15 protein-coding genes and 1 pseudogene are annotated in these 22,753 nt (G+C 40.0%); 2 read left to right on the top strand and 14 right to left on the bottom strand.

Annotated elements, in window-relative coordinates; all coding sequences use genetic code 11:
• The first annotated feature begins 33 nt into the window (after positions 1–33).
• On the top strand, positions 34–1,299 hold the full coding sequence (locus ABXZ32_RS01315; RefSeq protein ID WP_354616883.1) for a DEAD/DEAH box helicase: 1,266 nt from the start codon (positions 34–36) through the stop codon (positions 1,297–1,299).
• A gap of 56 nt (positions 1,300–1,355) precedes the next feature.
• Here ABXZ32_RS01315 and ABXZ32_RS01310 read toward each other — a convergent pair whose 3' ends face one another.
• The 12 genes and pseudogenes from ABXZ32_RS01310 to ABXZ32_RS01255 form a co-directional block, all read right to left on the bottom strand.
• Positions 1,356–3,566: a DUF349 domain-containing protein gene (locus tag ABXZ32_RS01310; RefSeq protein ID WP_354616882.1), complete on the bottom strand. Its 2,211-nt coding sequence runs from the start codon at positions 3,564–3,566 to the stop codon at positions 1,356–1,358.
• A 208-nt stretch (positions 3,567–3,774) separates the two neighbouring features.
• Positions 3,775–4,530, bottom strand: coding sequence for a shikimate dehydrogenase family protein (locus ABXZ32_RS01305; protein ID WP_354616881.1), 756 nt, complete (start codon positions 4,528–4,530; stop codon positions 3,775–3,777).
• Positions 4,502–5,521, bottom strand: a complete 1,020-nt coding sequence (locus ABXZ32_RS01300; protein ID WP_354616880.1) for a DUF368 domain-containing protein — start codon at positions 5,519–5,521, stop codon at positions 4,502–4,504. Before ABXZ32_RS01300 ends, ABXZ32_RS01305 begins: the two co-directional genes overlap by 29 nt.
• Before the next feature lie 7 nt (positions 5,522–5,528).
• Complete coding sequence (locus tag ABXZ32_RS01295; RefSeq protein WP_354616879.1) at positions 5,529–6,452, bottom strand: DUF368 domain-containing protein; 924 nt, start codon at positions 6,450–6,452, stop codon at positions 5,529–5,531.
• A gap of 31 nt (positions 6,453–6,483) precedes the next feature.
• Positions 6,484–7,881, bottom strand: a complete 1,398-nt coding sequence (locus tag ABXZ32_RS01290) for a hypothetical protein (protein ID WP_354616878.1) — start codon at positions 7,879–7,881, stop codon at positions 6,484–6,486.
• Positions 7,882–7,980: 99 nt separating this feature from the next.
• The gene (locus ABXZ32_RS01285) at positions 7,981–9,159 is read right to left on the bottom strand and encodes an aspartate aminotransferase family protein (protein ID WP_354616877.1); all 1,179 of its coding nucleotides are present in this window, start codon (positions 9,157–9,159) and stop codon (positions 7,981–7,983) included.
• Positions 9,160–9,616: 457 nt separating this feature from the next.
• Positions 9,617–11,164, bottom strand: a pseudogene (locus ABXZ32_RS01280) (OstA-like protein); the annotation flags it as partial.
• Between the two features lie 156 nt (positions 11,165–11,320).
• Positions 11,321–12,592 carry an adenylosuccinate synthase gene (locus ABXZ32_RS01275; protein ID WP_354616876.1) on the bottom strand — a complete coding sequence of 424 codons (1,272 nt, stop codon included), beginning with the start codon at positions 12,590–12,592 and terminating at the stop codon, positions 11,321–11,323.
• Positions 12,593–12,606: 14 nt separating this feature from the next.
• Positions 12,607–13,062: a Fur family transcriptional regulator gene (locus ABXZ32_RS01270; RefSeq protein ID WP_062055033.1), complete on the bottom strand. Its 456-nt coding sequence runs from the start codon at positions 13,060–13,062 to the stop codon at positions 12,607–12,609.
• A gap of 41 nt (positions 13,063–13,103) precedes the next feature.
• Positions 13,104–15,308 (bottom strand): RelA/SpoT family protein, encoded by a 2,205-nt coding sequence (locus ABXZ32_RS01265; protein WP_354617302.1) that lies wholly within the window; start codon positions 15,306–15,308, stop codon positions 13,104–13,106.
• A gap of 44 nt (positions 15,309–15,352) precedes the next feature.
• Positions 15,353–16,585 carry a M48 family metallopeptidase gene (locus ABXZ32_RS01260; protein WP_354617301.1) on the bottom strand — a complete coding sequence of 411 codons (1,233 nt, stop codon included), beginning with the start codon at positions 16,583–16,585 and terminating at the stop codon, positions 15,353–15,355.
• Positions 16,586–16,622: 37 nt separating this feature from the next.
• Positions 16,623–17,435 carry a TrmH family RNA methyltransferase gene (locus tag ABXZ32_RS01255; RefSeq protein ID WP_354616875.1) on the bottom strand — a complete coding sequence of 271 codons (813 nt, stop codon included), beginning with the start codon at positions 17,433–17,435 and terminating at the stop codon, positions 16,623–16,625.
• Between the two features lie 76 nt (positions 17,436–17,511).
• Between ABXZ32_RS01255 and ABXZ32_RS01250 the strand changes: the two genes are divergently transcribed.
• A complete protein-coding gene (locus ABXZ32_RS01250) occupies positions 17,512–18,327 on the top strand; it encodes a DUF6503 family protein (RefSeq protein WP_354616874.1) in 816 nt (271 codons plus the stop codon).
• Between the two features lie 78 nt (positions 18,328–18,405).
• Here ABXZ32_RS01250 and ABXZ32_RS01245 read toward each other — a convergent pair whose 3' ends face one another.
• The gene (locus ABXZ32_RS01245; protein WP_354616873.1) at positions 18,406–19,698 is read right to left on the bottom strand and encodes an amidohydrolase family protein; all 1,293 of its coding nucleotides are present in this window, start codon (positions 19,696–19,698) and stop codon (positions 18,406–18,408) included.
• 37 nt (positions 19,699–19,735) lie between these two features.
• Entirely contained in the window at positions 19,736–22,687 is a 2,952-nt protein-coding gene (locus ABXZ32_RS01240; protein WP_354616872.1) for an amidohydrolase family protein, read from the bottom strand.
• Between the last annotated feature and the right edge of the window lie 66 nt (positions 22,688–22,753).

The raw sequence follows: 22,753 nt of genomic DNA, 5'->3' as shown, positions 1-22,753 counted from the left end.
CATAAATCAAAGGTCGTTTCTTAAACAATTTATATGTCATTTAAATCTTTGGGCCTATCCGACGCCCTGTTGAAAGCTGTCGACAAAAAAGGATACAATACCCCTTCGCCTATTCAGGAAAAAGCAATACCACAAATATTAGAAAGAAAAGATGTTTTAGCCTCCGCACAAACGGGTACGGGTAAGACAGCCGGTTTTACATTGCCTATTTTACAAATACTATCCCAGGCTCCAGTCTTGCGGAAAAGGCCTGTACGGACCCTAGTGCTTACGCCAACAAGGGAATTGGCCGCACAGGTATATGAAAATATTAAGGAATACAGTGAGTTTATAGATATTAGGTCTGCTGTTATTTTTGGAGGTGTCAATGCAAAACCACAAATCGCAACATTGCGCAACGGTGTTGATATATTGGTGGCCACTCCAGGTAGATTATTGGATCTTCATGGCCAAGGGGCACTATCCTTGAACAGTGTTGAAATATTGGTCTTGGATGAGGCCGATAGAATGCTGGACATGGGTTTCCTTAGGGATATTAAAAGAATTTTAAATCTAATGCCGGCCAAGAGACAGAATCTATTGTTCTCGGCTACCTTTTCGAAGGAAATCAAAAAATTGGCAGGCGGATTCTTGCACCATCCAGTATTGGTGGAGGCCACTCCAGAGAATACCACTGCGGAAAAGGTAGACCAGCAAGTTTATCGGGTAGATAAAAGCAGAAAACCAGAATTGGTCATTAAGTTGATCGGGGAGGGTGAATGGCAGCAGGTGCTAATCTTTACAAGGACCAAGCACGGTGCCAATAGGTTGAGTGAAAAGCTGAACAAAAATGATATTACCGCTGCCGCCATACATGGAAATAAGAGTCAAGGTGCCAGAACAAAGGCGCTTGACGGGTTTAAAAAAGGTAGCGTTAGGGTATTGGTAGCAACTGATATTGCTGCACGTGGTTTGGATATTCCTTTATTGCCACATGTGATCAATTTTGAGCTTCCCAATGTCCCGGAAGATTATGTTCATAGAATAGGTAGAACCGGTAGGGCAGGAGCCAGCGGGGAAGCCCTTTCTTTGGTATCCCAAGATGAAATGGAATACGTTCGAGGGATAGAGAAATTATTGGGATTGAAATTGCCCAGTGCCGTATTGGAAGGTTTTGAGCCAAGTGGCAAGCCAGAGAAGGACGAAGAAGATGATAGAGGCCCAAGACAAAGAAATCCAAGGTCAAAAGCCAAACAAGGTACAGGAAATAAGAAGCCCAATAGATTTAAAAGCAGATCTAGCGGAAATAGAAATTCTTAAGCATAAAAAAACGGGACCAATTGGTCCCGTTTTTCTTTATACAACTTATTTTGTCACTATTCCTTTTCAGCGGTATCGTCTTCTTCAATTTCGGCCTCTTCTGCCTCTTTATTAAGATTGTTCTCTAGAATATTGAGCTTTTTGAGCTTTGCCTTCCAGGTATTTAACGCGTCCTTGTGATTGTTGATGTTCTTGATGACATCCTTAACCACAGGACTATCCTCTGAGGCATTGGAGAAGAATTGTAAATTGTTTTCCAATTGATTGATCTCGCTTTTGCTTTCAGCTATTTTTCTCCTAATGAATGTACGTTCATTGTAAATGGCACGTTCATTATCGGCATTGGCCAATTGCTGAATTTTATTTCCGTATTTCATCAATTCGGCTTCCTGCTTGTTTATGTCCAATTTATTAAAAAGGGCATCCAAGATTTTATTGAATTTTACATTGATGTTTTTCTTGTTGAAAGGAACCCTGCCATAGGTTTTCCACTCCGCAATATATTCCTTGATGCTTGCCAAATCTTTTTGCTTATCCCCACTAAGCTCAAAAGCTTTTAATCGGTCCAAACAGGCATTTTTTTGTTCAAGATTTTCTTCTTCCTCTTTATGTGCCACATTTTTCAAGGAATGCAAACGGTCAAAGTAATGGTTACAGGCATTTTTGAATTCGTTCCAAATTTTGTCAGAGTACTTTCTCGGGACGTGGCCTATTTTTTTCCATTCGTTTTGGATCCGCTTCATTTCGGCCGTAGTAGTGTCATAATCTTCACTATCTTTTAAGGATACAGCAAGTTCAAGTAAGGCCCTTTTTTTATCGAGGTTTTCCTGTTGGTCTTTTTTAAGGTTCTTGTAATAGGCATTTTTGTTTCTATTGAAATCGCGGACACTTTCTTTAAATGCCGCCCAAGTTTGCTCATTTACCTTTTGAGGTACCTTCCCTGCTTTGAAAAAGGACTCCCTTAATTCTTCCACCTTTTTCATCTGCTGCTGCAGCGCCTTATGGTTATTGGCCATATTGGAAGCAATAGCTTTTATGGACTCAATAATCTCATTTTTTTTCACGAGGTTCTCCTCATAGACCTTGTCCATCTCTTTGTAATGGTCTTGTCTACGCTGGTGGAGTACTTTGGTGGCATTGCTGAACGCCTCCCAAATTAGTTCTCTGTGTTCCTTATCTACCGGTCCTACATCCTCTTTCCAGATTTTGTGCAAGGTTTGTAGTTCTTGAAAAGCCATGCTTAGATCGGGTTCATTGGCCAAAGCCTCGGCGCGTTGAATCAATCGGAGCTTCTCTTCTAAATTGTGTTTAAAATCGAGATCACGAAGTTCCCTATTTAGATGAAGGAAATCGTAAAATATTTCAATATGGTGGTGGTAGGTGCGCCAAACATCATTGTAGTTGGTTCTTGGAATTGGACCGGCGGTACGCCATCTCTCTTGTAATTCTTTGAAGTTCTTGTAAGTGGTATTTATATCTTCCTCAACATTCACCAGCCCCTTGAGCTCTTCTATTATGGTCAGCCTTTTATTTAGATTGTCCTTAAGGTTGTGCTCTAAGCTTTTATAATACTGGTCCCTCTTTTCACGATATTCTGTATATACCTCATTGAACTGTCTCTTGGTTACGGAATTGTATCTAAAGTCAATTTCATTTCCGCCATTGCTGACAAATTCTTCTTTTTTATGTTCGATGAAATCCTGAAATTTTAAATCGAATTCATACTTAATGCCATCTACATGCTTTTTGATGGCCTGAACTTTTTCGTTCTTTACCAAGCGTTGTAACTCCCCGACCAAATTTTCCATGGACATGGAATGATAGTCCAAAATTGGAATTTGATGTCTAACCCGATTGTCTTCATCCTCGGCATCCTCGGCATTGGATTCGTCTATCTCTTCCAGTAAATCCTCATCTTTCACATCGGTAGGAGCATCCTCTTCTTTTTTTGGAGAAGAAGCTTCGGCCTCCTTTTTTGTGGTATTGGCAATTTCCTCCTCTTTCACTGCGATTGGAGCCTCAGGCTCTTTTTCAGTCGCAGGAACCTTTTCCAAGGTCTCTTCTTTGCTATCCGAAGGAACATCATCCTTTTTCTCTGCAAGAGGGGCCTTGGGCTCTTTTTTTTCTGCAATAACCTTTGGGGTGGTCTCTTCTTTTTTTTCTGTTACATCAGTGCTTTTCTCTGAACTCGAAGAGACTTCAGTAGTTTCTGACTTTTTATCCCCACCTACATTATCCTGTAGTTGCTCGTCTTTTTCTTCCAACATTTTTAGAATGTTTATCTGTTATGCGATATTGTACAATAGTAAGCTAGTGACAACCGCGTTAGTTACAAAGTTAATGAATCTTCTTTTAAGGTGATGTTAATCCTGTATTTAAGAGGGAAGGAGGGAATCAATAAGGTACTACCACCTTACTAAGGTACTTTCTTGTAAAGAAATATCCAAAAATTTAGATGGCTATGATACTCTACTGCTATTTGGAATTCCAGATTTCCCAAGATTTTTCAGCCTGTATCGCCAACATTTTATGACCATTGAGGATTGTGGCGCCATGAGCTTCCCCTTCCTTTAAGAAGGCGGTTTTTTCGGGGTTGTAAATAAGGTCGAAAAGCAAATGCTTTTCATCTATAAATTGATAGGGAAGGGAGGGTTTATCTGTGATATTGGGAGAAGTGCCCAAGGGGGTGCAATTTACCAGAACTGTGTTTTCTTCTATAATTGATTGGGTGAGATCATCATAGCTTAATTGATTTGGGCCTGGGTTTCTTGAAACAAAAGTATGGGCAATATTCAATTCTTCAAGTACAAAGGCTACTGCTTTAGACGCTCCTCCTGTGCCTAAAATTAGGGCTTTGTTATGGTGCTTTTTAATATGGGGCTCAATGGAGTCTCGAAAACCAAAAACATCGGTATTATAGCCTATGAGGCCTTCTTCTGTGAATTTTATGGTATTTACCGCCCCTATTTTTGCAGCTTTGTGGTCTACCTTGTCAAGGTATGGTATAACACTTTCTTTATAGGGGATGGTTACATTGAGGCCTTTGAGGTCTTTGTGGTTATTGATAAGATCTTTAAATTCTCCAATATGTTGTAAATCAAAATTTTCATAGGAATGATCGACGAGGTTCAGCCTTGAAAATTTTTGGGTAAAATACCCTTTTGAAAAGGAGTAGGCTATGTCTTTGCCTACCAACCCAAATCTATTTTTTGTAACTCCTGTATCTTCCATACCGTTCCAATCCTAATAAAATGCCTGCGCCAAGGATCATATAAAAAATGGCCCACCATGACTCCATATTACCCATATCTGGAATAAATCGCTCATAATTGAGTATGATCTCATTTCCATTGGAATCTATGAGGACATTGCCCAAAGCATCTGTTTTTAATATTGTTTTCTTCCACGGCCAAACCACCCCTAGAGAACCTGTAATAAATCCTATAATGACTGCGGTGGTGATATTTTTATAATGTTTGAGAACATAACTGAGTATGTGCGACAAGGTGACCAAGCCTGTAGCTGAACCTAGTGTAAATACCGCTAAGATTTTTAAGGTATTCATCCTTCTGGGGTTGCTAATAAAGCTAAAATCTGCTTCCATAATTTCTGCAAAGGTATAATAGAGGGCATTTACAGAATCTACCAACAACAAAACATAATTCCCCAAAAGAATAAGAATAAAGGAGCCCGACAAACCAGGGAGGGTCATCCCAGAAACACTTATAATACCACAAAAGAAAATAAAAAAGAGGTTGTCATTCTCGGTTGCAGGATTTAGGAAGCTTATGGAAATACCAATGAGAAGACCTAAAATACCGGAGATGATCGTTTTTTTGTTCCAATGGCCAAAGCCTTTGGATATGTAGTATATGGAACCTATGATCATTCCAAAAAAGGCAGCCCATACATAAAGTTCCTTTTTTTCCAGAAAGTAATCCAGAATTTGGGAAATGCTAAAATAGCTCACCAACATGCCAAATATAAGAAGGGACAAAAATTGCCCGTTCACATATTTGTAAAAGCTTTTAAATCGGCCATTGACGATCAACTTAAAGGCCTTGAGATTAATTTTCTGTAAGGAATAGATGAATTCCTCATAGAAGCCGGCAACAAAGGCCACAATACCTCCTGAAACTCCGGGCACTTTATTGGCAGCACCCATAAAAAGACCTTTTATGATCAGAAAAATCTTATCCATAAGTGTCCTTTCAGCGCGCATGTAATTCCTAATTTTCTTTTTTAGAGGCTAACTTTTCGAGTATAAAAATAACCGAAAAACCAAAGATACCCAGTACCAGGGCGTATAATAGTTGAGGATCGCCATCAAAGGAAAAAGGGGAAATGTTCGCTTCCTTAACTGTAATCACTTTGTCCCCGTAGGTTTTGGTTTCCAATACCTCTTTCCAAGGCCATATTTTGTTTAAGGAGCCTAAAATAAAACCCGTCAACAAGGAGAGGGTAATATTTTTATAATTGCTGAACATCCACTTCAGGATCTTGGCAAAACTCAACAGCCCTATAATAGCCCCAAAGCCCACTGTAGCAACAATGGTCAAATCCCGCTCATGAACCGCGTCCAAAATGGTTTTATAAGAGCCTAAAAGCACCAAGATAAATGCACCTGATATTCCTGGCAATATCATCGCACATACGGCCAATGCCCCTGAAAAAAATAAAAACGGGATGCTGTCCGTGTGTTCCGAAGGAGGAAGTGTAGTAATAAAGTACGCAGCTATAGCGCCAATAATAAAGGTGGTTATGGTGCCCAAATGCCATTTTTCTATGGCTTTGCCCACGAAAAATACACTGGCAATCACCAATCCAAAAAAGAAGGACCACAATAATACGGGTTCATTGATAAGCAGCCAGCTTATAAGTTTTGCCAGAGAAAAGACACTTATTGCTATTCCGAGAAAAAGCGCAACTAAAAAATTGCCATTAAGCTGGGTCCAAAAGGCCTTTAACCCTTCTTTTCTAAGTGTTTTGAAAAGGGATAGGTTTATGTTGTTGATCGAGGTGATCAATTCCTCATAGATTCCGGAAATGAACGCTATGGTGCCTCCAGAAACGCCTGGAACTACATCTGCGGCGCCCATGGCCATTCCTTTAAGGGTAATTATAAAATATTGTAAAAAATTGCGACTTTTCATAGGGAATAAAAAAGCAAAAGTAACTTTTTTATTAAGAAGCCCTTTTCATTTCGGATATAATATCTTGTATCCAATCCAATTGATAGAATTGTGGAAAACCTACTTCAAAAGTAGAAAGTTTGTCCGCGTCCAATTTGATGGCTTTTGAAAAGGATTTTTTCGCTTTTACAGTCTGTTTGAGCATAAGGTGCACTCCTGTAACAGCATACCATAGTTTCGCTTCTTCTGGATAAAATTCCAGACCTTGTTGCAATATTTGAAAGGCAGATTCTGAATCGTCGCATTGCAGGACTACTGCTGTCCAAGAAAGCCAGGTCTCCAATTCAAAATTCCCAAGATCAACGGCTTGTTTGTAGGCGAAATCTGCCTCATCGTAATTTTCAAGAGCCTTGTTTATCTTAGCGCATTTCTTCCAATAAAGTGAATTTTCCTCATCTATATTGATGGCCTTGTTTATATAGTACAATGCTTTTTTGTAATCCTTTTTCCGGTAATAAAAATCTGTAATGGCCAACCATCCTTTATCCAACAATGGATCTTCATGCACAGTATGGTAAAAAAAGTGTTTCGCCAGATCGTCATTATGCAGTTTTTCATGGCATTTCCCGATCCTCAAATAGGCATGGGACGTAGGATCTTCAATGGATATAGTAGTTTCGTAATTTTCAATGGCTTCGTTATAACGGCCTAATTTTTCCAATACCCTGCCCTTTTCAAAATAGGCGCCAATAAATGTGTCGTCAGAGATGATGGCAAAATCAAATGATGCCAAAGCTTCGTTCAACATCTTTTTTGCCGTGTATTGTTTGCCCAATTGATGCCAAGCTACCTCACAATAGGGATTTCTTTCCAAATAATCATTTAGATAGTATATGGCCCCGTCGTAGTCTTCCATAAATTCAAAACAATAGATAACATTGTAAAGGGAAGAGTAGTCCTCTTGATCAAAGGAGACACACATCATAAAGTTTTCCTTTGCCAATTGGAAGTTGTCCATAAAGAGGTATTCCATTCCTAAAAGGGAATGGATATCAAAACTATCATCGGCAAGTTCCAGAGCTTTGTGCAATAAGGTTACCGCAGCCTCATGGTTGTCTTTTTTCGAATAGATGTTTGCTCTCTGAATGTAGATTTCCTCATTGCTACTGTCCAGCAATTGTAGCTCGTCCAGCATTCTTTCGGCAACTTCCAAATTATTTTCGAAAACCATCACCTCCACATCCAATAGCTTTAGTTCTATTGAGTCGGGATGTTGCTGTAAGCCAATTTTTATGGCCTTCTTGCCTAGGGACACTTTACCATTGTTTAGGTAGTGGTGAATGATATCCTCGAAATCCTCCGCGTCAAAAAAATAGACATCGTCTGTTTTCAACATGGATTCAAACTTAGCAATCGGTTGTCCTGGTCTTTCGTTAGAATCTAACGCCATAGAAACTTTTTGGTTAAACTATATTTCTAAAATTACTGCTTTGATGCCCTGTTTTTTGAAAATAGGGCCTTTATTATTAACAAATTAGTTAACAATTTATTATATGTAATCGTCTAAAACATTGAGGATTAGATTACACCCCTTCTCTATTTCTTCCTTTGAAATTGTCAAAGGAGGGGAAATGCGAAGGGCTTTTGGCTCAAAAAGCAGCCAAAATAAAATCAATCCTTTTTTGGCACAGGTCAGTACCACGTGGTTGGTAATTTCTTCATTCTCAAGCATAACGGCAAGCATTAAACCTTTCCCATTAATAGCTTTTATATGTTTGTGTTTCAATAATTTTCTGAAAATCGCCTCTTTTTGAAGGGTATCTGATATCAGCTCGGTTTCCGCAATTTCTCTTAAGGTAGCCAAACATGCAGCTGCGATTACCGGATTCCCTCCAAAGGTGGTGATGTGGCCAAGTTTTGGTTTGTCCTGCAACGTAGCCATCATTTCTTTTGATGCCACAAAGGCTCCGACTGGAAGCCCGCCTGCCATTCCTTTCCCTATGACAAGGATATCTGGAATACAATCGTAATGTTCAAAGGCAAAGAGTTTGCCAGTGCGACCGAAGCCAGGCTGTATTTCGTCCAAGATGAGCATGGTACCTGTTTCATTGCACCTCTCTCTTACCTTGGTTAAATAACCGTTCACTGGTTGCAGAAAACCGGCAGCGCCCTGAATGGTTTCCAAAATAACGGCAGCTGTTTTATTGGTGATCTTCAACAGATCCTCCTCTTTATTAAAAGTAATAAAGGATACATCTGGAATAAGTGGCCTAAAGACACTCTTTCGAGGCTCGTATCCCATTACACTTAAACTTCCCATGGTATTACCATGATAGGCATGATGTGCCGAAATAATCTGTGATCTCCCAGTTACCCTTCTGGCCAATTTTAAAGCTCCTTCTATAGCTTCTGTCCCAGAGTTTACCAAATAAGTTGTTTCCAAAGGAAAGGGGAGGTGGGATGCCAATAATTTGGCATATTCCACAGCTGGTTTTTGGATATATTCCCCATACACCATCACGTGCATGTATTTTTCAACCTGATCTTTTATTGCATTGGTTACCCTGGGATGGCAATGGCCAAGACTACATGCAGAAACACCTGCTACAAAGTCTAAATGGGCATTGCCTTTGGTATCATAGATATAACTGCCTTTGGCATGAGAAATCTCCAATGCCAATGGATGGGGCGTCGTCTGTGCCTGATATGTGAAAAAATCCTCTCTCATAACCTTCTTATTCAGCAACAACCCTTAAGATCCAAGTCTCATCGGAATATTTGCCAAAAAAATTGGTTTCACGTGCCTCATCGGCCTCCTTCTTAGTGTCGTATCTCGCCAAATACACGTAATTGTATTGGTTCAATTCACGGAAAAACCATTTTGGTTCCAATCCTCTTTCGGAAAGCATTCGCATGAATCTCTCATAATTTTCTGTATACTCAAAAACATTAGCTACCAAATAATACCCCGGGAATATTCCGTCATCACTACCGATATCGTCATAAAGCCCTTTCGTCTTTTGGTCCACCGCAGCTGGGAGAGTATCTTTTTCTTCAATCTTCTTCGGTGCCTTTACTTTCTCTTTCTTTTGGACTATTTTTCCTTCCTTATCTGGATGCCCTGTTACAACGGGCGTTTTAGTTATATCAATTGCCTTTTTACCCTTTTGAATTTCTTCTGTTTCTGGCGGTGAATCCGTATCCATGGGATTGTCAATACCATTGATTTTCACCAGTTTTATGTTGTTGTCGTCCTCGTCAAAAATATCATCTTTGGTCCGTATCCGTTCTTCTCCCCGCCACGTAAAGCCCTTTAATTTACGACTATTGGGAGGCAAATCTTTTTCTGGGTGTACATCCCCATCGGGATTTGTGATAAAAGTGATGTCTGAAATTTCATTATTTTCCAGCACAATATTGATGGCACTACAAATAGTTTTGTTGATGCCGATAAGCTCCTGGTCATCATTGTACATATAATAGATGACCTCCGTATTTTTAACCAGGTCGATGATCTTCAATTGATTATCCTCGAATTTCCCAAAGAGGTCCTTGCCCTTCGCTTGATTATAGCCATCATTGCTAATTGTATCCAGCGATATGACAAAGGCATTATTGAGTACTTTTAAGGAATCGAGTTTTTCGGTTTTTAAGTCCGATAATAGATGAATACTATCCCCTGTCATTTGGTTTTCCCCATTCCATATCACAGGTCTGGTGATCAATTGGGTGATCCCGGTTTTTTGGGAAAAATGAATGGAATCGGATTTGCCACTAAGGTCTGTTTTGTAAAATTTAGCGTTCCTAAAAGCACGTAAGATTCTTTCGTCCGGCTTTCCAGTGATCATTAGGGTGTCGCCGTGCATATATAGGGAATCCTTTTCTACCTCACTGATGGACACGGCCCGTCTTGTTGCAAAAACGGAATCCTTGGCCTTATATACTTCGGCATAATGGGCCCTTAAGATTCCTTTGTTGATGGTGTCGGTAATTTTAATATTGTTGGTAGCCGAGGCAAATTCTGTTCTCTTGTCAAAGAACACGCTATCACCCTCGATAATCCTATTATTGTAATCAATTCTGGTGTTCTTTATGCCATAGCCACTTTCTATTTTAGTGTCGTAATATCCGCGCTCACAATATATTTTATAGGTCTTGCCAGTAATGGTTGAAGGCCCGTACATATAGGCATTATTGGATGTGGTATAGTAGTCCAACTGCTTTGAATCAATAGTGTACTCCGAATTTTGGATGTTCACGCTTTTCAAAAATTGGTATTTTTTGGTCACCATGTAATATTTGCCCACTTCACTGGTCAAGGTATTGGCAGAATCCACTACTGTTCCGAAATCTTGGTAATACGCCTCCTGTTTTTCCCTGTCAAACCTAAGTGTGTCGGTTTTAAGGGTCATATCTGTATTGGTCAGGACTACATTTTCATAGGCTTTGGCCAATTTTAAATTACCGTTATAATCTATTTTGCCGCTAGTCATGGTAATAGAATCCCCCTGCTGTAATCGAACGTTATTTATGGCCTTAAGTTTATTTTCCTTCTGATAGAATATGGCCACGTCACAAAATAGAATTGCACCTTGGTGTTCAAATTGCACCTGTCTGTCGTCCTTACTGAAAATGGAAGCGCCAGGGTATTTGGCTTCATCTTTGGTGAAGTTTGCCCCATAAACGATATTGATCTGCTTTTTTTGTGGAGTTTGGTTTTGTGACCTTCCCATGGATACAAAAAAGAGTAGACCTATGACTATTAATAGTTTGTGCAATGCTTTAAATTTTGGTCAAAAATAGAATATTTTACACGAGAATATTAAAGATTAGGATAGAATTAATAATTCCCTAAACTTAAAAAAGCCACTATAAAGTGGCTTTTTTTATTATCGTACTATGGTCTGAGTTCTATCAGGGCCTACTGAAACTATAGAAATGGGAACTTCCAGTTCCTTTTCCAAGAAATTAATATAATCATTTAAGGTAGCAGGAAGTTCTTCCGCCTTGCTCATCTTTGTCAAATCTTTGGCCCATCCTTTCATTTCTGTATAGATAGGAGTCACATTTTCTGGTTCTATATTGTAAGGTAGATGGGTAATGGTCTTGCCTTGGTATTTATATGCCGTACAAACCTTTAAAGTTTCAAAGCCACTCAAAACATCGGCCTTCATCATGATGAGCTCAGTTACCCCGTTTATTTCAACAGCATACTTAAGGGCCACCAAATCTAACCATCCACATCTTCTTGCCCTACCAGTTGTAGCGCCAAATTCGTTTCCGACCCGACCCATTGTGGCTCCATCTTCATCGAATAGTTCTGTAGGGAACGGACCGCTACCCACTCTGGTAGTATAGGCTTTAAAAATACCAAATACCTTCCCTATTTTATTTGGGGCAACACCGAGCCCGGTGCAAGCACCTGCGGCAGTAGTATTGGATGAGGTTACAAACGGATATGTTCCAAAATCTATATCCAATAAAGAGCCTTGTGCTCCTTCTGCCAATATCTTCTTATTATCCCTTTGTGCTTGGAATATGGTTTCCTCGCTATCAATAAAGGTAAGCTCCTTCAATTCTTCAACAGCTTTCCAAAAATCATTTTCCAATTCATTTAGGTCGTACTGAATGTCAACATTGTAAAAACCAATCATGTCCTCATGCTTGTTGGCAAGGGCCCTATATTTTTCTTTCCAATCGCTAAACTCAAGATCACCAACTCTCATCCCATTACGGCCAGTCTTGTCCATATAGGTAGGGCCTATCCCTTTAAGGGTAGATCCAATCTTGGCCTTTCCTTTAGCTGTTTCGGAAGCTGCGTCCAATAGGCGGTGGGTAGGTAGAATCAAATGGGCTTTTCTAGAAATGAAAAGCTTGGATTTGATATCAATATTAAATTTCTTTAGATTCTCAAGTTCTTTTTTAAAGATAACGGGGTCTATGACTACACCATTACCGACAATATTGATGGCATTCTTATGAAAAATACCTGAGGGGATGGTATGTAAAACGTGTTTTATGCCGTCAAACTCCAAGGTGTGTCCCGCATTGGGGCCTCCCTGAAAACGTGCAATTATGTCATAGTCTTTTGTAAGTACATCAACGATTTTTCCTTTGCCCTCGTCTCCCCACTGTAGTCCTAGTAGTAAATCTACTGCCATTAGTTGTAAATTGATTAGTTGTTTGAAATTTCTTCCTTGTTTTTAACACCGTAGAAGTACAAGGAATGATTACTGATCTTAATATTGAAAACTTCTTCTATTGTTTTTTTGATAGATTGGATTCGCGGATCGCAAAACTCAATAACCTCGCCGGTATCGGTAAGGATAACATGGTCATGCTGTCTATCAAAATATGATTTTTCGTATTGTGCCTGGTTTTTGCCAAATTGGTGCTTTCGTACCAACTTACAATCCAATAAAAGCTCTATGGTATTGTAAAGGGTAGCCCTACTCACCCTGTAATTCTTGTTTTTCATATTGATATAGAGCGATTCTATATCAAAATGTTCTTCACTTTCATAGATTTCCTGAAGTATAGCATAACGTTCTGGAGTTTTTCTATGTTTGTTTTCTTCAAGAAAGGTGGTGAAAACGTTTTTTACAATTTCTTGGTTCTTATTCGTGCCCATAAAGAGTTTGCTGCATTCAACTGCAAAGGTACAGCTAAAATTTAAATTCTGCTTACTTTGTCGATCCCCTTAAGCTGCTTTAAATTTTCAATTAATTTTTTGAGAATACTATTATTTTTTACGACCACGGTGATTTTTCCCGTAAATGTGCCTCCATCTGTGCTAAAATTTAGATTCCGCATGTTTACGTGCATGTTGTCGGAAATAATTTCTGTGACATCACTTACCAATCCAAGGTCATCTATCCCAGTAAGCTGAATTTCAGCTGTAAATTCCTCCTGACTACTATCGATCCATTTGGCGCTAATGATCCTGTAGGCGTAGTTGGACTGCAGGGCTATAGCATTGGGACAGTTTTTTTTGTGCACCTTGATGCCCTCTGTGACACTGACAAAGCCAAAAACATCGTCCCCCGGAATAGGGTTACAGCATTGGGAGAGCTTGTAGGCCAATTTTTCCTCTTCCTTACCAAATACCAGAATATCATATTTGGAGGTGATTTCGTCTTTATTGATATCCTCAGGGACATGGTGCCTCCTGATCTTATTTTTAAAGAAACTGATGAAGGCATTACTATAAGAGGACGCGAAATCTTTTAGCATTTGGTTGTCGATGGCACCAATTCCCACCCTGTAAAAAAGATCCAAACTCGTTTTCAGTTTGAAAAAGATGACCATTTTATTAATGGTGTCCTCGTTCAGGGATATTTTTTGGGATTTAAGTTTTCTTCTCAGAACCTCCTTACCATCTAGGGCAATTGATTTCTTTTCCTCCTTTAGAGAAGATTTTATTTTAGATCTGGCACGGGCCGTTGTGGCATAATCCAACCAACTCTGATTGGGTTTTGCCTGTTCTGAGGTGATCACCTCTACTTGGTCCCCACTGTGCAGGGTTGTGTTTAGTGGCACCAATTTTCCGTTCACTTTGGCCCCACGGGTTTTCATACCTACCTCGGTATGGATGTTGAAAGCGAAATCTAGAGGGGTTGCCCCTTTTGGTAGCGACTTTAACTCTCCTTTTGGGGTGAAAACAAAAATTTCCTTAGAATAGAGGTTTAGTTTAAACTCTTCTACAAAATCAACAGCGTTGGTATTTGCATTTTCAAGGGCTTCTTGTAATCTATTGAGCCACATTTCGAGTCCCTGTTCTTTTTGTTCCCCATGTTTGTATTTAAAATGTGCAGCATACCCTTTTTCTGCGATCTCATGCATCCTTTCACTACGGATCTGAACTTCTACCCATTTTCCCTTTGGCCCCATTACGGTAATGTGGAGTGCCTCATAACCGGTAGATTTAGGGGACGATATCCAGTCCCTTAATCGCACTGGATTAGGAGTAAAATGATCTGTGACTATAGAATAGATTTTCCACGCCAAGAATTTCTCATTTTGACGATCGGACTTATAGATGATCCTAATGGCGAATTTGTCATAGATCTCGTCAAATGGGACATTCTGCATCTTCATTTTCCTACGAATGGAAAAGATTGATTTCATTCGTCCCTTGATAAGGTAGTTGAGACCTTCCTTGTCCAATGAGTTGCTGATCACCCCTGAAAATGCATCTATATAGGCAACCTGCTCTTCTTTGGTCTCCTCAATTTTACCAAGGATATCACTGTAAACTTCCGGTTCCGTATATTTAAGACTTAGATCCTCAAGCTCTGTTTTTATATTATAAAGGCCTATTCTGTGGGCTAGGGGAGCATAAATATATAGAGTCTCCGAAGCAATTTTCACCTGTTTATCCTCTGGCATGGAATCCATGGTGAGCATATTGTGGTATCGGTCCGCGATTTTAATGATAATCACCCTTATATCATCATTCAGGGTGAGCAACATTTTTCTGAAGTTCTCCGCTTGCTGGGAGATATTCATGTCCTTTTTAAGGTGTGCGATCTTTGTTAGCCCATCCACAATACGGGCAACGGTTTCCCCGAACATGCGTTCAATATCGGCCAGGGTATATGCAGTGTCTTCCACAACATCATGTAGCAGGGCCGAGGCGATGGAAACGGCATCCAAACCAATTTCGGAGGCTACAATTTTTGCTACGGCAATAGGATGAAATATATAGGCTTCCCCAGATTTTCTGCGTTGTTCCTTATGGGCGTCAACAGCCACGTCAAATGCCGAGCGTATCAATTTTTTATCATCAAGAGATAAATTTTGATAGCTGATTCGCAATAACTCTTTGTATTGCTTGGCAATTTGCTTGTTTTCTTTTTCTATAGCAGCTTCCGTCATCATATTTTAAAAATAAGACAAACTTTACTATCAACCAACAAAAATTATGCCTTTAAATTCCTGATTCTAGCGATCAGCGGAGGATGGGAATAGTGCATAAACACATATGCCGGATGTGGAGTTAGGTTGCTTAAACTATTTTTGGATAGTTTTTTTAAAGAGGAGACCAATGGCATGGCAGCGAAGGTGTTCTTGGCATAATCATCTGCCTCATACTCAAACTTTCTAGATAGGTAATTCATGATCAATCCCGTAATTTCAGAAATAGGACTGTACAATATCCCAAATCCTATCAATGCCGCATGGAAACTCGGTTGGGAAACGCCAATAGCCAAGGATACCTGTGGGTTGTTGATAAAAACAGAAAGTATGAATAACGTAATTCCTGTCAACAACAGGGAAGCAACAAGATTAAAAATAATGTGCTTTCTCTTATAGTGTCCTACTTCATGTGCCAATACGGCTACGATCTCGTCTTCGTCCAAATCGTTGATCAAGGTATCGTAAAGGGTCACCCTTTTTTCTTTTCCAAAGCCGGAGAAATAGGCATTCGCTTTTGTCGATCTTTTTGATCCGTCGATAACAAAAATATTTTTGAGTTCAAACCCTACATTCTTGGCATAGGTTTCCAATTTTTCCTTTAGGGAACCATCTTCTAAGGGGGTCTGTTTGTTAAACAGGGGAACTATCAATTTGCTATAGAACATGTTCATGAATATTGAAAACAGGGCAATAACTCCCCAAGTATAGATCCAGAAATTGGTACCTGCCCATTGAAAAAACCATAGGACCAAGGCCAAAATTCCTCCACCAAGGATAATGGTCATTAGCCAACCCTTTAACTTGTCCATAAAGAACAATTTTCTTGAACTTTTATTGAATCCGAATTTTTCCTCTATTACAAAAGTTTGGTAATAAGAGAGGGGAGTAGATAAAAGATCGCTCCCGATCATGATAATTCCAAAGAATACCAATGCAATAACAATGGGGTTGTCAGAAAAGCTCCTGGCCATTGAATCAATCCATTCAAATCCTCCAAATATTAGGAATCCAATAGTGAGTAAAAATGAAAATGTAGAAGTTATAAGACCGAATTTATAATTGGTGATTTTGTATTGCTGGGATTTCTCGTATTCCGAGGGGTCAAAAACATCGTTCAATTCTGTGGGTACCGGATCTTGGTATCTTTTGGAATTCAGATAGTCCAGTATCCTCTCCAATATGAATTGGGCACTTAATATGCCTATGATGATATAAAATAAAACACTACTGTCCATGTAATCGGGTTTTGAGGAAACTGCGGGGTGGGTGTTCCTATTGGGACTCCCTTTGTCTTTTCGCTTCAAATATAACTATTGCGGCTGAGACCGAAACATTCATGGAGTCTATTTCACCTTCCATCGGAATAATGATGTTTTTGGTGGAATTTTCCAACCATTCAGGCGATAGCCCAGTTGCTTCTGTTCCTACCACTATGGCCGATGCTTCATTAAATTTCACAGAAGTGTATTTTTCTGAAGCGGTAAGAGCTGCGCAATAAATGGCAATATCTTTATCCTTTAGAAACTTAATGACTTCAGTAGTAGAGCCTACGCCTATTTGATTGGTAAAGACACAGCCAACACTGGATCGTATGATATTTGGATTGTACAGATCACCCTTGGGGTTGGCAATGATGACCGCATCCAAATTGGCCGCATCTGCAGTGCGCAGAATAGCACCTATGTTTCCTGGTTTTTCAGGGGCCTCTGCGATCAAGACCAAAGGGTTCTTAGTACTGAATTCCATTGCTTCCAGGGAGTGCGATTTGGATTTGGCAATCGCCAAAACGCCTTCAGTAGTTTCCCGATAGGCTAATTTTTGATAGATGTCTTTAGAAATTTCTATTAATACTTCATGACCTATTTCTTGTCCTAAAAGGCCCAGTACCTCTTCTTTGGAGATAATATCCGCATAAAAGAAAACGGTTTCAAGTTCATAGTTGCCTTTTATTGCAAGTTGTAGTTCCCTAACTCCTTCCAATACAAAACATCCCGTTTTTTTGCGTTCACGGGATTTTTCTTTAAGTGTTAATGCCTTCTTGACCAAAGGGTTTTGTAAACTACTGATGTACTTGTTTTCTGCCATTGGCACAAAAATAATCTAATCCCGTAAACTATCACCGCCGCTTACGACAAATTGTAAAATTCTAACTTAAGACTACATGAAATATTCATTACTAGTATTGCTCTTTATAGGTTTATTATCCTGTAAGGAAGCGAAAAAAACAGAACAACCCGTCAATGAAGTTGAAGCGACAACTGACGTGGAGGAAATGGACCTTAGCAAATATCCCCAAGGTCTCGTGAAAATTTTTGATGCCCACGGTGGACTGAAAAATTGGAAAAACAAGAAAAGCTTGGTATACGATATTCCAAAGCCTGGAAAAACAGAAACCCATACCACAAACCTATATTCCAGAATGGATAAGGTGGAAGCGCCCGATTTTTCAATGGGATTCGACGGGGAACAGGTTTGGTTAATGGACAGTACTAATTCTTACCAAGGAGATCCCGTTTTCTACCATAACCTTATGTTCTATTTTTATGCCATGCCATTTGTTTTGGCCGATGACGGTATTGTTTATGGTACTGCAGAAGATGTCTCATTCCAGGGTAAAACCTATCCAGGGATTAGCATATCCTACAATCCCGGGGTCGGGACGTCCTATAAGGATGAATATTATATCCATTACGACCCAGAGACATTCCAAATGGCTTGGCTTGGGTATACAGTAAGTTATAGAAGCGGAGAGAAGTCAGATAATGTTAAATGGATTCGATATGATGATTGGATGGAAGTGTCCGATGTAGTTTTGCCAAAATCTATGTCCTGGTATTCCTATGAGGGCAGGACCATGAAGGAAAGTCAAAATACGGTTCCGTTTGAAAATGTGGTCTTGAGTGAAACGGCAAAACCCGATGCTTTCTTTGAAAAGCCTCCACAAGCCAAATTTGTAGAAGGGAAGGTCCAAGAGTAGTGTTTATCCAATAAAAAGCAAAATCCCTGTAAACAAGAAAACTTGTCTACAGGGATTTTTAGTTTGAGAAATACAGGATTATTTACCGTTGTATTTTCCCATATATCGCTTCCATAATTCCGTCTGGTGTGTTTCCAATGACAACATGCGTCCATCTATAAACGCATGGCTCAATTTATTGGTGCGCATGTCCAAAGCATCGCCTTCAGAAATAAAGAGGGTGGCACTTTTACCTATTGCCAAAGTACCATATTGGTCATCTATCCCTAATATCTTAGCAGTATTGGAGGAGATTAGGGCCAAGGCCTTTTCCTTATCCAATCCTTGTCCGGCTACTTGTCCGGCATAGAAGGGTAGATTCCGAGCTTGGAAATTGGCTGCATCAATATTTTGGATACCCACCAATAGGCCCGCATCTGTTAATAGTTTTGGCAATTTGTAGGGAAGATCATAATCATCATCATCCAAGCTTGGAAGGTCATGAGGTAGATTCACCAAAATTGGAACATTCTGTGCCTTTAGAAAGTCGGTAATCTTTAAGGCGTTGTAACCACCTACGATAACAACATTTTTGATTCCCCAATTTTTAAGGTTGGTCACAGCATCGATCATTTCCTTTTCCCCATTGGCGTAAACGAACATTCTTTGAGATCCGCTGAAAACACCTTTCATAGCATCAAAAACGGGATTTTTCTCATTGGTGGTCCCTTTGTTGTACGCAGCGGAATTCTGAACAAAAACCTCAATTTCACCAACATCTTTAGTGTAATCTTTATTCGGTTGTAAACCTCTGGCTTCACCTTCCCACCAACGGCCTCTTCTAAATGTGCTCGGCCAGTTTAAGTGTATTCCGTCGTCTGTTTTAACTGCAGCGTCCTCCCAGTTCCATGCATCGAACTGAACTACGGAAGAGGTTCCCGAAATTCTACCTCCCTTGGGAGATATCTGTCCCAATAAAACCCCATTGGGACGCATGCTTTCTATGACCTTTGATTCCGCGTTATATGCGATCAGACTGCGTACATGCGGGATCATATCACCAAGTTCGTCTTGGTCATCACTTGCCCTAACTGCATCTACCTCTACAAGTCCTAGAGAGGAGCATGGCGTGATGAACCCAGGATAAATGTGCTTTCCTTCGGCATTGATTACGGTACCTTTGGTCGGGGTATCAGGTCCGCCTAGTGCAGTAATTTTCCCGTTTTCAAAAACCAAAGTGGTGTTCTCCATAACCGTGCCGTCCCCTATATGGGCCGTAGCACCTGTTATGGTCATTGCTTCTTTTTGTGCAGAAGCAGGGGTCTGCTGTGCAAATCCAAGAGAACTTGTAAGCGCCAGCAGAATTAAAGGTATATATGTTTTTATTTTCATTTCTTTTATCTTTACGTTTTAGACATTGTTAAGAGGCTTATAGGCTATCACAGTGAAGCAGTCTGTTTTCTTTTTTCACGGGAGCTTGTGTAGCATTGCCATTATCTTTTTCCTTTAACATCATGTTGATCAGGGTGTTTCGCTCTTGGTCTATGGATTGTCTCAATTGCTTGTCTTTTTCCAGATCAAAATAAACAGCCCCATCAATTAAGGTCTTTTCAGCTTTGGCGTATATCGATAATGGATGGTCGTTCCATAAAACAACATCAGCATCCTTGCCTTCTTTGATACTTCCCACCCGGTTATCGATATGCAATAATTTAGCAGGGTTGATAGTAACGGTTTTCCAGGCTTCCAGTTCACTCATGCCTCCGTATTTCACGGTTTTTGCAGCCTCTTGGTTCAATCTTCTGGACATTTCGGCATCATCACTGTTGATGGCAACTGTTACGCCTTGACTGTGCATTATGGCAGCATTGTAAGGAATAGCATCATTGACCTCAAATTTATAAGCCCACCAATCGCTAAAGGTAGAAGCTCCAACTCCATGTTCGGCCATTTTATCGGCAACCTTATATCCTTCAAGGATATGGGTGAAGGTGTTTACCTTAAATCCGAACTTATCGGCAACCTTCATCAACATATTTATTTCACTTTGTACATAAGAGTGACAGCTAATAAAACGCTCACCGTTCAGGATTTCAGCAATAACCTCCATTTCCTCATCGTAACGGTAAGGCTGTCCGCTTTTCTTTTTGGCATCGTATTCTTTGCCTCTTTGGAAATAGTCCATAAATAACTGTTCTACCCCCATTCTGGTCTGTGGAAAACGGTTGAAGCTACCCCAGTTGGATTGCTTCACATTTTCTCCCAAAGCAAACTTTATAAATTTAGGGGAATTGCTGTAGATCATCTTATCTGCAGTTTCACCCCATTTAAGTTTAATTATGGCAGAACGTCCTCCGATAGGGTTGGCCGAACCATGTAGTATTTGTATGGAAGTAACCCCACCTGCAAGATCCCTATAGATACCAACATCCTCCGGGTCTACAACATCTTCCATCTTAACCTCTGCAGAAGAATTTTGTCCACCTTCATTTACGGCAAGTGCTGCAATATGACTGTGTTCATCAATAACTCCAGCTGTAAGGTGCTTTCCTGTGGCATCAATTACCTTGGCTCCACCGGAACTTAGGTCTTTTCCGATCTTGGAAATTTTACCATTTTTTATTAGGACATCCGTATTTTCTAGGATTCCTGCATCCTCGCTGGTCCATACAGTTGCATTTTTAAACAACATAGTTTCTTGTACCGGTCTTGTAGCATATCCATGCCCTACATTAGGAAAGGTAACTGGAACTACAACTGGAGCTTCTTTGTCTTTTTTCTCATCTTCTTTTTCGGTAAAGGCTTTTGTTCTTACGGCGTTGAAAGAAGACTCGCTACCATCTGGCAATACAAGACGTCCACTAATATTATCGGAAGAAGGAATTACAAGGGCTGTCATCCTGTAAATCTTTTCACCTTTATCCGTGTTGAAACTAAGATCCAACCAGTTATCGTCATAACTGATCTTCGATTTCAATTTTACGGTGTCCTGCTTGATTTCCGATTTTGGTTTGTTGACTTCACCAGAAATGGCAACATTATAAGTTGTTCCACCAATAGCTAGGTCATAATCCCCTCGAATATCTTTTTGGTCTTTACTGTTTACAATATTTTTTGTTCCCTGAACCCAGTTTTCGTAAAGAGTAGTGCCCTTGTCAAAAACGTCTCCAGATGTAATTAGGAAATTGGCATAATTACCAGGGGTAAGGGATCCTATTTTGTTGGATTTCCCCAAAATACTTGCTGGCGTTGTGGTCAGTGCTTCCAAAGCCTTTGTTTTGGAAAGCCCATTTTCAATGGCCTGCATCAACTTATCTTTAAATGCTGATGGGGATTTTAAATCGTAAAGTGTAAAAGAGAATGCAACTCCATTTTCCGCCATCACCTTTGGATTGGATGGGGCTTGGTTCCAATATCTCATATCTTCCAAAGTCACATAAGAGGCTTGGTATGGGTTGGATACATCATAGGCGTCAGGGAAATTTAGGGGCAAAATAAATTTGGCATTGGTGCCCTTTATTTCATTGATGCTCTCGTATTCGTTTCCTCCACCTAGGATAACGTACTGTAGGTTATTGGCATCCCCAATTTTATCGGCCCTTAGGGCATTGCCTTTGTCCTTTGCTTCAAAAATGGATATCAATCCTTTGTTATTGTTCAAGGCTTCCAAAGAAAGATCCTTTGTTTTGGAGTTCCCTTTGGAATACCAATCGGCGTCACTGTACATTTGTCTCAATAAGGCCATGGATCCCATTAATGAAGAAGGATAGGCTTGGGTTTTGGCTATACTCTTATCAAACGAGAAATACTGGGCTGAGGCATCATCCAAGATCCTCTCCGCATCATTTCCAGCGCCGTTTAAAGCTACAAGGATTCCCGTTCCACGGGCAATACCATCATGAATGTGGGAGTTAACCACGCCGAATCCGGCATCACGTATTTCTTTGGCCTTTTTATCATCGTACTTGAATACGGAAATGGCCTTATTTTCGGGCATTACATGGTCGTTCCAGTAATAACCTTCCCTGGAAGGGTCATATTCTCCGCTTCTCCCTCCACCGGAGGCTTTTTTTGGTTTTTCTACTCCAAAATCTGAATAGATATCGATAAATGATGGGTAGATTGATTTCCCGTTCAAATCAATAACAATGGTGCTTTTGGGTAGGGTTACCGTCTTACCTGCTTGGACTACCTTGCCATTTTGGATAAGTAAAGTTCCACCATCGATAATCTGTGTTGGGGTTACATAAATTTTTGCATTGGTAAATGCCGTGTAGTTGTTGTTCGTTGTTTTTACGCCATCATTTTTAGGAAAATAATCTTGTGCAAACAAAGTTGTGCTCGACCATAATATGGCCAAGACTAGAAGTCGCATTTTCATTTTTATAAGGGTATTTTAAATTAGTCTCTTTAAAGGTAGAATTCTTAAGACTCTTTTAACGCGTAT

This window comes from Sediminicola luteus, from assembly GCF_040566555.1.
GTDB lineage: Bacteria > Bacteroidota > Bacteroidia > Flavobacteriales > Flavobacteriaceae > Sediminicola.
The sequence above is the reverse complement of the archived record's forward strand: the minus strand, read 5'-3'. Positions and strand labels throughout refer to the sequence as shown.